General features: G+C 57.7%; 12 protein-coding genes. 7 read left to right on the top strand and 5 right to left on the bottom strand.

Annotated features, from left to right (window positions below; genetic code table 11):
* Positions 1–140: 140 nt before the first annotated feature.
* From F1C16_RS04925 to F1C16_RS22810, 4 genes are all read left to right on the top strand, one after another.
* Positions 141–476: a YbaB/EbfC family nucleoid-associated protein gene (locus F1C16_RS04925; protein ID WP_185283242.1), complete on the top strand. Its 336-nt coding sequence runs from the start codon at positions 141–143 to the stop codon at positions 474–476.
* Entirely contained in the window at positions 466–1557 is a 1092-nt protein-coding gene (locus F1C16_RS04920) for a glycosyltransferase family 2 protein (RefSeq protein WP_258049033.1), read from the top strand. Before F1C16_RS04925 ends, F1C16_RS04920 begins: the two co-directional genes overlap by 11 nt.
* A gap of 178 nt (positions 1558–1735) precedes the next feature.
* Entirely contained in the window at positions 1736–3304 is a 1569-nt protein-coding gene (locus F1C16_RS04915; RefSeq protein WP_219733413.1) for a GH92 family glycosyl hydrolase, read from the top strand.
* A complete protein-coding gene (locus tag F1C16_RS22810) occupies positions 3252–4037 on the top strand; it encodes a glycoside hydrolase family 92 protein (RefSeq protein WP_219733412.1) in 786 nt (261 codons plus the stop codon). Before F1C16_RS04915 ends, F1C16_RS22810 begins: the two co-directional genes overlap by 53 nt.
* A gap of 64 nt (positions 4038–4101) precedes the next feature.
* On the opposite strand, the gene F1C16_RS04910 is transcribed toward F1C16_RS22810, so the two are convergent.
* Entirely contained in the window at positions 4102–4320 is a 219-nt protein-coding gene (locus F1C16_RS04910) for a PspC domain-containing protein (protein ID WP_185283241.1), read from the bottom strand.
* 240 nt (positions 4321–4560) lie between these two features.
* Between F1C16_RS04910 and F1C16_RS04905 the strand changes: the two genes are divergently transcribed.
* From F1C16_RS04905 to F1C16_RS04895, 3 genes are all read left to right on the top strand, one after another.
* Entirely contained in the window at positions 4561–6288 is a 1728-nt protein-coding gene (locus F1C16_RS04905) for a hypothetical protein (RefSeq protein WP_185283240.1), read from the top strand.
* 162 nt (positions 6289–6450) lie between these two features.
* Positions 6451–7434 (top strand): pyruvate dehydrogenase complex E1 component subunit beta, encoded by a 984-nt coding sequence (locus tag F1C16_RS04900; protein ID WP_185283239.1) that lies wholly within the window; start codon positions 6451–6453, stop codon positions 7432–7434.
* Positions 7435–7702: 268 nt separating this feature from the next.
* Positions 7703–8242, top strand: coding sequence for a DinB family protein (locus F1C16_RS04895; RefSeq protein ID WP_185283238.1), 540 nt, complete (start codon positions 7703–7705; stop codon positions 8240–8242).
* Between the two features lie 152 nt (positions 8243–8394).
* Here the strand turns inward: F1C16_RS04895 and F1C16_RS04890 are convergent, their stop codons facing one another.
* The 4 genes from F1C16_RS04890 to F1C16_RS22800 form a co-directional block, all read right to left on the bottom strand.
* A complete protein-coding gene (locus F1C16_RS04890; RefSeq protein ID WP_185283237.1) occupies positions 8395–8844 on the bottom strand; it encodes a thioesterase family protein in 450 nt (149 codons plus the stop codon).
* 121 nt (positions 8845–8965) lie between these two features.
* On the bottom strand, positions 8966–10303 hold the full coding sequence (locus F1C16_RS04885) for a RagB/SusD family nutrient uptake outer membrane protein (protein ID WP_185283236.1): 1338 nt from the start codon (positions 10301–10303) through the stop codon (positions 8966–8968).
* Positions 10304–10322: 19 nt separating this feature from the next.
* A complete protein-coding gene (locus tag F1C16_RS22805; protein WP_219733409.1) occupies positions 10323–12311 on the bottom strand; it encodes a TonB-dependent receptor in 1989 nt (662 codons plus the stop codon).
* Complete coding sequence (locus F1C16_RS22800) at positions 12302–13291, bottom strand: TonB-dependent receptor plug domain-containing protein (RefSeq protein WP_219733407.1); 990 nt, start codon at positions 13289–13291, stop codon at positions 12302–12304. Before F1C16_RS22800 ends, F1C16_RS22805 begins: the two co-directional genes overlap by 10 nt.
* Positions 13292–13458 lie beyond the last annotated feature (167 nt).

The raw sequence follows: 13458 nt of genomic DNA, 5'->3' as shown, positions 1-13458 counted from the left end.
CACTTGGCGGATGGAGCATAGGCGGTTTGGGAGCTTTCGGTATGAGCACGGCTAGCACGGCTGCCACTTCTCGCCGTCAGCTGCGAGCTATTTCTTTTCAAGAACCGCGTTTCTAATGAATACGCACAGATTGTACGACTATGTTTGATATGATGGGCATGATGGGCAAAGTGAAAGAGCTGCAAGAGAAAATGCAGCAGGCCCAGGGTGAGTTGCAATACCTGACTGCTACGGCCGAATCGGGTGGGGGCTTGGTGAAGGCAACTGCCAACGGCCAGCGCCGGTTGCTGAAGCTGGAAATTGATGAGTCGCTGCTGACGCCGCAGGACCGCGATATGTTGGCTGACCTGGTGGTAGCGGCCGTGAATAAAGTGATGGAGGATGTAGGCGAACAAGCCAAGCAGGAGCTGAAAAGCAAAACTTCCGGCCTGCTACCCAACCTACCTGGTCTCGACCTGAGCAACTTTGGCCTCTGATACCGCCTCCACGCCCGGCCCGTGCGCCGACGTGGCCGTAGTCATTCTGAACTGGAACGGGCGCCGCTGGCTGGAACAGTTCCTACCCACGGTGCTGGCCCATGCCGACGGCGCCACAGTGGTAGTAGCCGACAATGCCTCTAACGACGACTCGGTGGAACTGGTAGGGCGTGCTTTTCCGCGGGTTCAACTCATTCAAAACACTGCTAACCTAGGCTTTTGCGAAGGATACAACCAAGCGCTGGAAGTCTTGCACACCACGGCAGCGTTTCGCTATTATGTGTTGTTGAACTCCGATGTGGAGGTGACGGCCAACTGGCTGCCGCCCCTGCGCGCGCTGCTGGAGCAGCAGCCCAGCGTGGCCGCCGTGCAGCCCAAAATCCGGCAGTATAGCGCCGATGTGGTGGAGCGGGCGCAGTTTGAGTACGCCGGTGCCGGCGGCGGCTACCTCGACCGCCTGGGCTACCCTTTCTGCCGGGGCCGCCTGTTTGACACGCTCGAAACTGACCGCGGCCAGTACGACGACTCACGCCCTGTGGCGTGGGCTACCGGCGCGTGCCTGCTGGTGCGCGCCACGGCCTGGCACGCTATGGATGGACTAGATACCGCCTATTTTGCCCACATGGAAGAAATCGACTTGTGCTGGCGCCTCTGGAACGCCGGGCACGAGGTGTGGTACCACGGTGGCAGCACCGTTTTTCATGTGGGCGGTGGCACGCTGGCGAAGTCCAATCCGCACAAAACCTACCTTAATTTCCGCAACGGTCTAGCGCTAGTCTACAAAAATTCTACCGCGGCCGAGCTACCGGGCGTGCTGGTGCAGCGCCTCCTGCTTGATTGGGTAGCTGCTTTACGCCTACTCACCCAAGGGCAAGTAGCCGATTGCCGGGCTGTATTGCGGGCGCACTGGTATGTTGCGCGTCACGTACGCGGCTGGCAGCAACGACGGCGCCAGTTTCCGCCCCGGCTGCGCATCGACGAACGGCTTGGCGTATACCGGGGTAGTTTGGTCTGGGCGTATTTTGCCAAGGGAAAGCGTGCATTCCCAGCGCTGAGCCGGAAGCTGTTCAACAAAGCGTAGCAGTAGTATGTACTGCTCAGCAATTTCTCAGACCGTCCTTCCAAACTTGTTGAGAAATCTTGCGTGCTGATGATGGATACTGTTTCTCGTCAGCACGCAAGATTTCTCAACAAGCTCGGAAGGACAGTTTGGGACCCAGACTTTCCAGCCATCCTTCTTTACTCATCTTTATCACGTTATGCCTTCTAGTTATTTTAAACGCATTGCCACCAAACAGCACGTTTTCGTCTGGTCGCTGTTACTAATCAGCGGCGTAGCGCAGGCGCAAGCACCCGAAAAAGATCTAGCGGCTTACGTAAACACGTTGCAGGGCACGAATTCCGACGCACATCTAACCCGCGGCAACACCTACCCTACCACGGCCCTGCCCTTCGGGATGCACACCTGGACGCCGCAAACAGGCGAGAATGGGAGCGGCTGGAAATATCAGTACGACAAAAAAACCATCCGGGGCTTTCAGCAGGCGCACCAGTGCAGCTCCTGGACCCGTGACTACTGCGTGTTTTCCTTTATGCCGGTGAGCGGGCCGCTGGTGGTAGCCGAGGACGTCCGCGCCACCGGCTTCTCGCACACCGACGAAACTGCCCGCCCCGACTACTACAAAGTAACGCTCGCCAACCACATTACCACCGAAATTTCGCCCACCGAACGCGGCGCCCACCTGCGGTTTCGCTTCCCCGACGCGGCCAGCTACGTGGTGCTTGATGGCTATACCGGCATCAGTGAGTTGAAGATCTGGCCGGAGGAGCGGAAAATAACCGGGTACGTCAGCAACAACAAACACAACCGGAACGCGCTCAAGAACTACCTAGAAGTGGTATTCGACCAGCCCTTCACAGCCTACGGCACTTGGGAAAACCGTAAGAACACCGTGCAGGAAGGTCAGCAGCAGGGCGCCGGCGAAGGCGTAGGCGTGTACCTCCGCTTTGCGGACGGCGCCACGGTGCAGGCCAAAACCGCTTCGTCCTATATCAGTCCCGAGCAAGCCGGTGTGACGCTGCAAGCAGAGCTGGGCAAATTTGAAAATCTAGACGATACCAAAGCCGCCGCTACCACCATCTGGAACCAGCACCTGGGCCGGATTAAAGTGGAAGGTGGCAGCGAGGAGGATAAAGCCACGTTCTATTCCTGCTTTTTCCGGGCCAGCCTGTTTTCGCGGCAGTTTTACGAGTATGACAAAACGGGCAAACCCTACTACTTCAGCCCTTACGACCGGCAACTACACGACGGGTATATGTTCACGGATACGGGCTTGTGGGACACCTTCCGGGCGCAGTTTCCGCTGAACGCGCTGCTCTACCCCACTATGCACGGCCGCTACATGCAAGCCTTGCTGGCGGCGCAGGAGCAGTGTGGCTGGCTGCCGTCGTGGTCGTTTCCGGGCGAAGAGGGCGGTATGATTGGCAACCACGCCATTTCATTGCTCACCGACGCCTGGATGAAGGGCATTCGTACGTTTGACCCCGAACAAGCCCTACGCGCCTATCACCACGAGGCTACCAACAAAGGCCCCTGGGGTCGCTCCAACGGCCGGCATGGCTTGCCGGAGTACTACGAGCTAGGCTACCTACCCTACCCCAAATACCGCCAGGCTACGGCCCAGACCCTGGAATTTGCCTACGACGACTTCTGCGGCTACCAATTGGCTAGCGCCGTTGGCAACACTTTCTACAAAGATTTTTTTCGCTCGCCAGATGTACAACTACCGCAACGTGTACGACCCGCAAACGGGCTTTATGCGGGGTAGGAAACCGAACGGCAAGTGGACAAAAAAATTCAACCCTTTTGCGTGGGGAGGCCCCTATACTGAGGGCAACGCCTGGCACTGGGAGTGGTCGGTGTTTCATGATATGCAGGGCCTCATCAACCTATTGGGCGGCCCCGCCAACTTCACCAGCAAGCTCGATTCGGTGTTTACGCTGCCGAGCACGGTAGATATAGGCACCCATCACAAGCCTATCCACGAGATGACGGAAATGGTGGCGGCCGGCATGGGGCAGTACGCCCACGGCAATCAGCCGATTCAGCACATGCCCTACCTTTACACCTACGGTGGGCAGCCTTGGAAAACCCAGCAACACGTGCGCGAGGTGATGCGCAAGCTCTACAACGCCACCGAAAACGGCTACCCCGGCGACGAAGATCAGGGCCAAACCTCCTCCTGGTACGTGCTCAGTGCTATGGGCCTCTACAGCGTGTGCCCCGGCACCGACCAGTACGTGGTGGGCAGTCCGGCCTTTCCCAAGGCCACCCTTACCTTAGAAAACGGTCAGCAGTTCACCATTGAAGCCAAGGACAACTCGCCGCGCAACGTCTATATCCAGTCGGCCACGCTCAACGGCCAACTTTACACCCACCATTGGCTCACATACGGCGACCTGACCAAAGGCGGCAAGCTGACGTTTCGGATGACCGATACGCCCGCACTAGACAGAGGCCTTTCCCCAGCCGACGCCCCTTTTTCCCTATCGAAAAAATAAAGAAAGGCCCGCAAAATTCGTTTCGCGGGCCTTTCAGTAGTGGTGCCGAATAGATAACGTGTGCCTACAAATCCCACACGGTGTAGCGCTGGCGGCGCATGGCTTGGCGTACGTTCATCCAGAACGCCAGCACGAAGTACAGCACGATGGGTGAGCCAAACGTGAAAAAAGATGCGTAGACAAACGACAGGCGTACGCTGCTGCGGGAAAAGCCTAAGCGGTTTCCCAAGGCGTTGCAGACGCCAAAGCTTTGCTTTTCGATGAAATCCGTAATTCGTCTCATGGTTTCTCGTTCGATAAGCGTGTATAGTACTCTAGCAGAAAGTCAAAATAACAGTATTTCAGCCAGGTCGCAAGCTCAACTGCGCAAATCGGGCAAAAACGCAGCCTTTAAGCAAGCTTTTGCGTTTGTTGACCGACCTTTCGTCTGCTTTATCCTCACCGTATGAGAAACTCGCTGCGCTTTGTACCTGCTTTGCTGACCGTAGCCGTCTGTGTGTTACCGGGTTGTACGTTGCCCCGGATGCTAAAGGTTGCGCAAAATGGGCAGCAAGTGCGCGTGGCGCCGAGTGTGCTGGAAAGCAACGGCGAAAATGTCTTGTTTGAAGTGACGGCGAAAGTGCCAGCCAAGCACCTGCACAAAGGCGCCGCCTACCAGTTGCAATTTGCCTACCGCTACAACAACGGCCTGTACCAAGACACGGTAGGCACGCTGCGTTTTATCTCGGGCGAGTACGTATACGACGACTCGGTGAAAAACCAGTTGGTCATTCGGCGGCAGTTGTCGTTTCCGTACGCCCAGCGCAAGTCGCCGGGCGAGTTGGTGGTGCTGCCCGTGGCGCGCGAGCTGAAGCCGGGCGGCAAGCAGCTGCCCGGCAAATCTTTTGTGGCGGCCCGCGGCATCGTGACCACCGACCGCCTAGTGGTGCGCGAGGATACGGCCATTGCCCTCCTACCTGAGTCGATAGACAACAATATGAGCGGCACGCGGGTGCTGCCGTTTTTCTTTGATGCGGGCCAAGCTAAAATCCGCAACTACCTGGGCACCAACGTAGCGGCGCTGGAAGATTTCATTGAGGCAAACCAGCAAACCGAAAAGGTGATGATTGCGGCCGGTCACTCACCCGATTCCCTTGACCGCCACGACCCGCACCTAGCCGACAAGCGCGTGCGCGTACTGCTGGACTACTACAAGCACCGCGTCGATACGGATTCCTACCTCAACTCCGTCAAAAATATCGACTTCGAAACCCAGGCTTACCACCGCCGCTGGGACCTGTTTCTGACGAAGGTGCAAAGCTCGGCCCTCAAGCCTGCGCAGATAGATTCGGTGGTGCAGCTCATCAACGATACGCCCGGCACTTACGCCCAGAAAGAGCAGAGCCTGCACCAGCTCAGCTACTTCGACTACATCGAGCAATACATCTATCCGGTGATGCGCTTCGGCACGGTGGCCGTGAAGTACACCGCCCCCAAACGCTACGATTCGGAAATTTACCTGCTTTCCAAGAAGATAGTGGAAAAGCAGACTGAGCTGGATGCCCTCACGCCCGAGGAGCTGCGCTACTCGGCCCAGCTCACACCTCTGCTGGCCGAAAAGCAACGCATCTATGAAACGTCGGCCGCGGCCACGGGCAACTGGCAGTCCTACCACAACCTAGCGGTAGTGCTACTGCAACGCGCAGAGAAGGAGCCAACTGACAAAGTGCGGCGGGCCTACCTACGCCGGGCGGCCGTCAACTTCACGCTGGCCGCGCACCGCAACCCCACGGCTCAGCAGTTTTTCTACGTAGCCACCGCCTACCATCGCGCCAACGACCGGCTAGAGGCCCTCCAGAACTACGACTATGCTATTAAGCTGGGCGGCCCGCGGCCGTTGCTGGAAAAAGTATTCGCTGATAAAGCAGCGTTGGAAATTGAAGTTGGCCAGCTCAGTGATGCTTATGCCAGCTTGGGCTACTCCGGTTCATCGTATCAAAACACCATGAACCGGGCGCTCATCTATCTGTTGAAAGGCAACTACCCCGACGCGGCCAGCATTTACCAGCAAGCGCAGGGAATGCGCCCCCAAGACGCACTGGTGCATTACTGCCTAGCCGTAGTAGCCGCCCGCCAACGTAACGAAGCCGCCGTGGGCACCTTGCTCCGCCAAGCCGTGCAGCTCGACCGCAGCTACGCCAACCGCGCCGTAGAGGACCTCGAATTTGCGGAGGTAGCGAAGTCGAAAGCATTTCTGGAAGCGGTGCGGTAGGAAATAATCTGTCATCCTGAGCATGTGGCGCATTAAGCCACATGCTCAGGATGACAAAAGGTAGGATACGAATCCGATTTGCCCAACCCGGCTAGTAGTCGTAGCTTTACGGGCCGGATATTGCCGGTTTTTCTGTTTTCTGATTGTTGTCATTTACTGTCTATGCGGACTATTCAATTCCGGGAAGCCCTGCGCGAAGCCATGACGGAGGAAATGCGGCGCGATGAGCGCGTGTTTCTGATGGGCGAAGAAGTTGCCGAATACAACGGCGCCTACAAAGTGAGCCAGGGTATGCTCGACGAGTTCGGCCCGGAGCGCGTGATTGATACGCCCATTGCTGAGCTGGGCTTTGCCGGCATTGGGGTAGGCGCGGCGGCCAACGGCCTGCTGCCCATCATCGAGTTCATGACGTTCAACTTCTCACTGGTTGCTATTGACCAAGTGATTAACTCGGCCGCCAAAATCTACTCTATGTCGGGTGGGCAGTACTCCTGCCCCATCGTGTTCCGTGGTCCTACGGGTAGCGCCGGCATGCTGTCGTCGCAGCACTCGCAGAACTTCGAGAACTGGTACGCCAATACCCCTGGCTTGAAAGTGGTAGTTCCTTCGGACCCCTACGACGCAAAAGGCCTGCTAAAATCGGCCATCCGCGACCCCAATCCCGTGATTTTCATGGAGTCGGAGCAGATGTACGGCGACAAGGGCGAGGTGCCCGAGGAAGAATACCTGCTACCCATCGGCAAAGCCGCTGTGAAGCGCGAAGGCAAAGACGTGACGCTGGTGAGCTTCGGCAAGATGATGAAGGTAGCCTTCGGCGCTGCCGAAGAGCTGGCCAAAGATGGCGTGGACGTGGAGGTAATCGACCTGCGCTCGGTTCGTCCTATCGACTACGATACCATCATCGAATCGGTGAAGAAAACGCACCGCCTCGTGATTGTAGAAGAAGCTTGGCCGTTAGCCAGCATCAGCGCCGACATCGCCTTCATGATTCAGCGCCGCGCCTTCGACCACCTCGATGCCCCCGTGGAGCGCATCACCTGCGCCGACGTGCCCCTCCCCTACGCCCCTACCCTCATTGAGGCTTCGCTGCCGAACGTGTCGCGGGCTATCAAGGCTATCAAATCCGTGATGTACGCGGAGAAATAAAGGCGCATATAATCTCCCGTCATCCTGACGAAGGAAGGACCTTATCTCACCAGAACGGCGTGTCCGTCTGAGATAAGGTCCTTTTGTGTTACGTATAACGATAGAAGTTATCAGCAGGCCGTCATTCCGAGCCTGTCGAGAAATCTCGCCTGCTCCCGCTAATGCTCTAGTGATTGAATTAGTGCTGCATGCGAGATTTCTCGACAGGCTCGGAATGACGGCCTTTTTTATTCTTTGATTTCCTGCCCTACCCTCTTTTTCCTACACAATGAATTACCGCCTGAGCATCCGCCTGGAGCAACTGGAATGTGCTACTGAACGCTTAATTCAATCGGCGGAGGCGCTGGGTGAGCGGGCGCACCAGTCGCCGGGACCGGGGAAGTGGTCGGCGGCGCAGGTGGTGCAGCACTTGCTGATTTCAGAAACTGGCATCAATCAGTACCTAGAGAAGAAAGTTCTGGAGGCCGAGGGCTTGCAACACGCTGGGCTAGGGCATTTTTTGCGCAGCCGAGTGTTGCGGGTCCTGCTGCGGGTGCCGTTTCTGCGTTTTAAGGCACCCACCTATCTCGCCTCCAAGATGCCCGTGTCGGCCCCGCCCCTACCCCAGCTACGCCAACAATGGGCTAGTGTGCGGCGGCGGCTGGAGCAGCTTTTAAATGAATATCCGGAACATCTGATGCGCCGCGCTATCTTCAGACACCCGCGTTCGGGCATGCTCACCATCGCGCAAACGCTGGATTTTATGGTAGACCACGTGCTACATCATCAGAAGCAGCTAGAGCGCATTGCAAAAGTGGTGAAGTTGTGATTTTTGGATTGCAGATAGAATTACAGTTTTCATCCTGAACGCAGTGAAGGACCTTATCACGCTAGAGGGACTGTCATAACAACGACTCGTTCTAGCGTGATAAGGTCCTTCACTGCGTTCAGGATGAAAACTGTAATTGTGTACTCTCTTTCCTACTTCGCTTCTTTCACGATATCCTGGTAGCTCTCGTGGCGGGCGGCGTTGGCCATAGCGGCGGCTAGCTCGGCGGGTGGCACCGTGAGCTTGCGGCGCTGCAAGTCCAACCAGGCGCCATCTACGGTGACGGTGGCCGCTACTACCCCATCGGGCTTGCGAATGGTGTGGATAATCCGCCAGCGCGAGCCGTCTGCGTTCAAGCCAGCCACTTCCGATGACACCGTGATGGACTCGCCCAGACGTACTTCACGCATGAAACGCGTGTCTTCCCGGAACAGAATTGGCCCCAGTTGGTGTTCCGCGAAATACTGCATCGTGAAGCCCGCTTCGGACAAATATTCCAGACGCGTGTGGGCGGCATAATCGGTGTAGGCCGAGTGGCGCATGTGGCCGTTGGGGTCCATATCAGCCCAGAGGGCGGTGTAGGTTTTTTCGTAGGCGGGCATAGATACAGAAGAGAATGTTGGGGAATAAAACGGGGAAGTATTCTGGTTGTTCAAAAAACAGCCCCGTCGGGTTTCTGACGGGGCTGTTTTTCTTGAAATAAACTTTCGTTGCTTACCCTAGCTAAATAGCCGGATCTTCAGGTACGTTGGGGTTAGTCAAACGTTCTTGCTGGGGGTAAGGATAAAAGTTGCGGGTGCGCTCGATGAGTGAGGCGGGTGGCGCTGGGCGTCCCAGACGGCGGCTGTCGGGTAGGCGCAGGCCGGTCATGAACAATTCGGCGGCCCGCTGCCGGTAAATTTCCGTGAGCAGGGCATCGGCGGTTACGGCGCCAGCGTAAGCGGGCAGCGCGGCCCCTACCCCAAACGCGTCGTCGCTAGGGGCCTGGGTACGCACGGCGTCGATGAGCGTCACGGCCTGAGCTAGGTCGCCGTTCTGGCGCACAATGGCTTCGGCCTGAATCAGGCGCATCTCGTCGGGCAGATAGACGGGAATGGAGGTATTCTGCAACGCGAAAAAACCGGCCACCGAGCGCAGTGTATCGCTGCCCAGCAGCGGGTCTTGCACCACATTGGTAGGATTGGTTAAGTAAAAGCTCAGGCGGGCATCGCGGCGGTTGACCAGTGGAGCGGGTAGGCCAAACAGGTTGCGCGGCCGGAAATTCCTACCAAACACAATGCTTTGGTAAATTGGGTTGGGATTCTGCGCATTGTAGACGAAGGCCGACTTACTTCCCAGGTTTACCAACGCGGCGGCCGCCGCGGCCGCCGCGTAGTTGCCAGCAGCCAGGTTGTAGCGCGCCCGGTGGGCATTGATAGTATTAGCCAGGTCCAGCGTGCCCGCCGTTACTTTGGTGGTAAACTCCGCCGAGGGCGCGGTGGTCGTAATGAGTTGTTGGGCCTCGTTGAGCAGGCGAATGGCCTCGGCCAACAGTTGGGTGCGCGGCACAAACGTGGCTTGGCCTGAGCGGTCGGAATTAAGCGGGGCCTGCTCGAAATTCTGCGCCAGTGTGCCCAGCGCAATAGCTTTGAATAGGTTGGCGTGGGCCAGCACTGCGTCGCGGGTGGCGGGGTCGGCACTGAGTACGGTAGGGGCGTTGGCCTGCAAGTCCTCGGCCATCGACATCACCCGGTAGAGCTGCGACCAAAGGTTGCCCACGTAGCTGTTGAAGTTGGGTAGGGCGGCAGTGCCGGTTTCAATTTCCAGCACGCTGGTGAAGGTAGCCACGCCGCGTAGCTCGCGGGTGGTAGCGCCCGGTCCCAGAATAACGGAACCTAGTGTGTTGTTGGCGTAATACTGTCGCATGCCCACGCTCAGGGCCAGCAGGCCGTCGCGGGTGGTGAGCACCACGGCGTCGGAGGGGCTATTGGGGTTCGGAATGTTAAGGTCGCAGCCGGGCGCTGTGAGCAGCAGCAGACTGCCGGCCGCCAGTGCGGCCAATCGGGTTCTATAGCGTTTCATCAAGAAGAAAATCAGCAGGTTAGAAGGAAGCACTTATGCCCAGGCGCACGGTGCGCGGAATGGGCACCTCCACGAAGTCGAAGCCACGCACTACGGTGCTCTGGCCGGCCGCGTTTATCTCGGGGTCGTAGCCGCTGTAGTTTGTGAATACGAACAGATTGCGACCCGTCAGGGTGGCGCGTATATTCTTCAATCCCAGAAACTTCGGCGCAAACAGGTAGCTCACCGAAGCCTCGCGCACTTTCACGAAGGAGCCGTCTTCAATCCAGTTTTCAAAGATGCCAAACAGCGCCGCGCTGGTGCCCTTGGGTACGTCGCCACGCAACTCGGCTTCGTAGCCGGCCAGGCCGCCGTAGATGTCCCGGTCGCCCACACGCCGCGTGAAGTTGAACACGTCGAAGCCCTGCACCGCGTCTAGCTGCACCCGGAAGGAGAGCTTCTCGTTCACTGTCACCTCGTTAATCAGCGAGGCCAGATACTTGGGGTTGGGGTTGCCAATGACTTTGTTGAGCACGGAGCCAGTAGGCTGGCCAGCCGCGTTGCGCTGAGGCACCCCGTTCACACCCAGCTCGCGTTGGGGTAGGCCGGCCGCGTTCAGCAGCAACGACCCATCGGGGTTGCGGGCAAAGTAGGTGCTATAGAACACACCCACAGGCTGACCATTTACAGCAGCCACTTGACCAAAGCCGCCATCGAAGGGCAATACGCCATTGCCTTCTATGCCATTCACCTCGTTGCGGTTGTGGGTGAAGGTGCCCGTAATATTCCAGAGCACTTTAGATATTTGAACAGGCACAGCGCGGACTAGCAACTCTACCCCACGGTTGTCCATGGTACCCACGTTTTCGTTGCGGTTGAGGTAACCTGTGCTGGGTGAGAGCGTACGGTTGAGCAGCAAGTCCGTCACGTGTTTATCAAAATACGTGGCCTCTAGCCCTACCCGGTTGTTGAATAGGCCAATGTCAAAGCCTAGCTCAAACTCCCGTTGGCGCTCTGGGATGAGCTGGTTGCCCAGGCGGGCACCTGGATACAGCCCCTGCTGCCCGCCTAAGCTCACCGGCGCATACAATGTATATTGTCCGTAGGGGTCTAGGGCCGTGAGGTTGCCGGCTTGGCCCCAAGAGCTGCGCAATTTCACCTGCGGAACCAGTTCGCCCAAGCGGCCTTCTTTCCAGAATTTCTCTTCTGAGAGGAGGTAGGAGCCGCTGGCTTTGAGGTAGCGTTGCCAGTTACGGTCCTGGTTGAGGTTGTCGTAGAAGGGTGAGGCGGCATCGAAGCGAATAGCGCCGGTGAGGTATAGGCGCTGACCCAACCCAAAGGTTTGCTGCAAGAAATAGCCTTCTATTCGGCGCTCGGCCCGATAGTCGTTGGCCAGATACGTGCCGCCCGTAGACACCTCTACCCCCGTCACCAATTGCTGCGACGCAATACTGGTGAGCATAGTGCGGTCGTACTGCCAGGTGCCACCCAGCGAAGTAGTCGACTCCAGCCAGTCGGCGAAGGTACGGCGGTAGCCTAGGGTCAGGTCGTTGTTGTATTGCAGCACCGTTTGGTCGCCGCGGCGAGCATAGCCGGCCGAGTAGGTAGGCGTAGTGTTGCCGGGCGGAATAAAGGCCGTGCCAATCTGCGTGTAGGTATCAAAACCAAACACATTGTCTACGGTAAAGCCTTCGAAGGGCGTGAGGTTTAACTGAACATCGCCAATCACGCGCGAGGTGCGCTGCTGAAACTTAAACCGGTTGATGGCCTCCAGCGGATTCGTGCGCGTTACGATGCTGGTAGGCGTGGTGCTGGGGTAGACGCCCGTGGCCTCATTGGGCTGCGGGTTGATGAAGTTGTTGCTGAAGATGAAGCCCGTTAGCGCCCCATAGGCCTCATTGATGCCGCCGTTGGGCACTTCGTTACTGGTACTGAGCGTGTAGCTGGCGCCGCCCGAAATGCTAGCCCAGTTGGTGAGCGTCTGTTGCAGGCGCCACGCGGCCGGTGTTGCGGTTGAAATCAGTAGCATCGATGATGCCCTGGTTTTTGAAGTACGGAGCCCGACAGCGTGTACTTGGTGCTTTGGTTGCCGCCTGATATCGACGTGTAGTTTTCGGTGCCGATGGCCGTCCGGAAAATCTGGTCCTGGTAGTCGTAGCGCTCCACGGGCACCTGCGTCAAGTCGGTAGCAGTGGTGTTGGCAAAGCGGAACGGGTACCGGTTGTAGTCCAGCTTCTTGCGCAGTTTCGACACGATGAACTCGCTGGAAACCGTAACGGAAGGCTTGCCTTCCTTGCCGCGTTTCGTAAAAATCTGCACGACCCCGTTGGCTGCCCTAGATCCGTAGATAGCAGCGGCAGCGGCGCCTTTAATCACCTCAATCCGTTCAATATCATTGGGGTTGATATCGGCCAAGCGATTTTGCGCATAGCCGCCTAGGTCTAGCAGCGCAGGCGAATCGTTGTTGATAATCACCCCATCCACCAAATACAAGGGCTCCGATGACCCCAGCACAGTGCTGGTGCCGCGCAGACGCACCGAAATACCGCCAGCTGGGTTACCCGAGTTCTGCGAAATCTGCGCGCCGGCTATCTTGCCCTGCAAGGCCTGGTCAATCTGGGTAGGGGCACCGGCCGTCAGCTCGCGCCCGCCCACTGTACTGATGGCATTGCCAAGCTGCTGCTTGCTAGTGGCTATGGAGGTACCCGTCACCACCACTTCTTTCAGTCCGATGAGGTCCTGCCGCAGCTGCACATTGGCCGTAACGGTAGGGTCGGCACCCAGCGTAATGGTTTGAGTGCTGTTGGCGTAGCCTACCGAGCTGACTACCAATTGATACGTACCCGGCGCAACGGCCGCACGCAGGTCGTAGACGCCGTCTGCGTTGGTAGCGCCGCCCAGCACCGTGCCCGTGAGGCGCACCGTGGCGCCCGGCACACCCTGGCTATTCGAAATATCCGTAACGGTGCCTCGGATGGTATACGTAGTGTTCTGCGCCCAGGCAGGCATACTGCTAAGTAGCAATAGTAGCAGCCACCAACCGGCAGCCCTCCGTGGCGGACTGCCTAGGCTTTTGGAAAGAGAAGCGTAGTGTTTGGTCATGCAGTAAAAGATTGGGGTGAAAGAAAGATAAACTGGTTGCGTGAGCCACTACTGTATGGCGTACATTCTCAGTC

Origin of the sequence: Hymenobacter sp. NBH84 (assembly GCF_014217645.1) — a bacterium.
Lineage (GTDB): Bacteria > Bacteroidota > Bacteroidia > Cytophagales > Hymenobacteraceae > Hymenobacter > Hymenobacter profundi.
This window is presented reverse-complemented; position numbering and strand designations above follow the sequence as displayed.

Excerpts from the sequence above, each read along its gene's own strand:
- F1C16_RS04925 (WP_185283242.1), top strand. The coding sequence starts at position 141 with ATGTTTGATATGATGGGCATGATGGGCAAAGTGAAAGAGCTGCAAGAG.
- F1C16_RS04915 (WP_219733413.1), top strand. The coding sequence starts at position 1,736 with ATGCCTTCTAGTTATTTTAAACGCATTGCCACCAAACAGCACGTTTTC.
- F1C16_RS22810 (WP_219733412.1), top strand. The coding sequence starts at position 3,252 with ATGTACAACTACCGCAACGTGTACGACCCGCAAACGGGCTTTATGCGG.
- F1C16_RS04910 (WP_185283241.1), bottom strand. The coding sequence starts at position 4,320 with ATGAGACGAATTACGGATTTCATCGAAAAGCAAAGCTTTGGCGTCTGC.
- F1C16_RS04905 (WP_185283240.1), top strand. The coding sequence starts at position 4,561 with ATGCTAAAGGTTGCGCAAAATGGGCAGCAAGTGCGCGTGGCGCCGAGT.
- F1C16_RS04900 (WP_185283239.1), top strand. The coding sequence starts at position 6,451 with ATGCGGACTATTCAATTCCGGGAAGCCCTGCGCGAAGCCATGACGGAG.
- F1C16_RS04895 (WP_185283238.1), top strand. The coding sequence starts at position 7,703 with ATGAATTACCGCCTGAGCATCCGCCTGGAGCAACTGGAATGTGCTACT.
- F1C16_RS04890 (WP_185283237.1), bottom strand. The coding sequence starts at position 8,844 with ATGCCCGCCTACGAAAAAACCTACACCGCCCTCTGGGCTGATATGGAC.
- F1C16_RS04885 (WP_185283236.1), bottom strand. The coding sequence starts at position 10,303 with ATGAAACGCTATAGAACCCGATTGGCCGCACTGGCGGCCGGCAGTCTG.
- F1C16_RS22805 (WP_219733409.1), bottom strand. The coding sequence starts at position 12,311 with ATGCTACTGATTTCAACCGCAACACCGGCCGCGTGGCGCCTGCAACAG.
- F1C16_RS22800 (WP_219733407.1), bottom strand. The coding sequence starts at position 13,291 with ATGCCTGCCTGGGCGCAGAACACTACGTATACCATCCGAGGCACCGTT.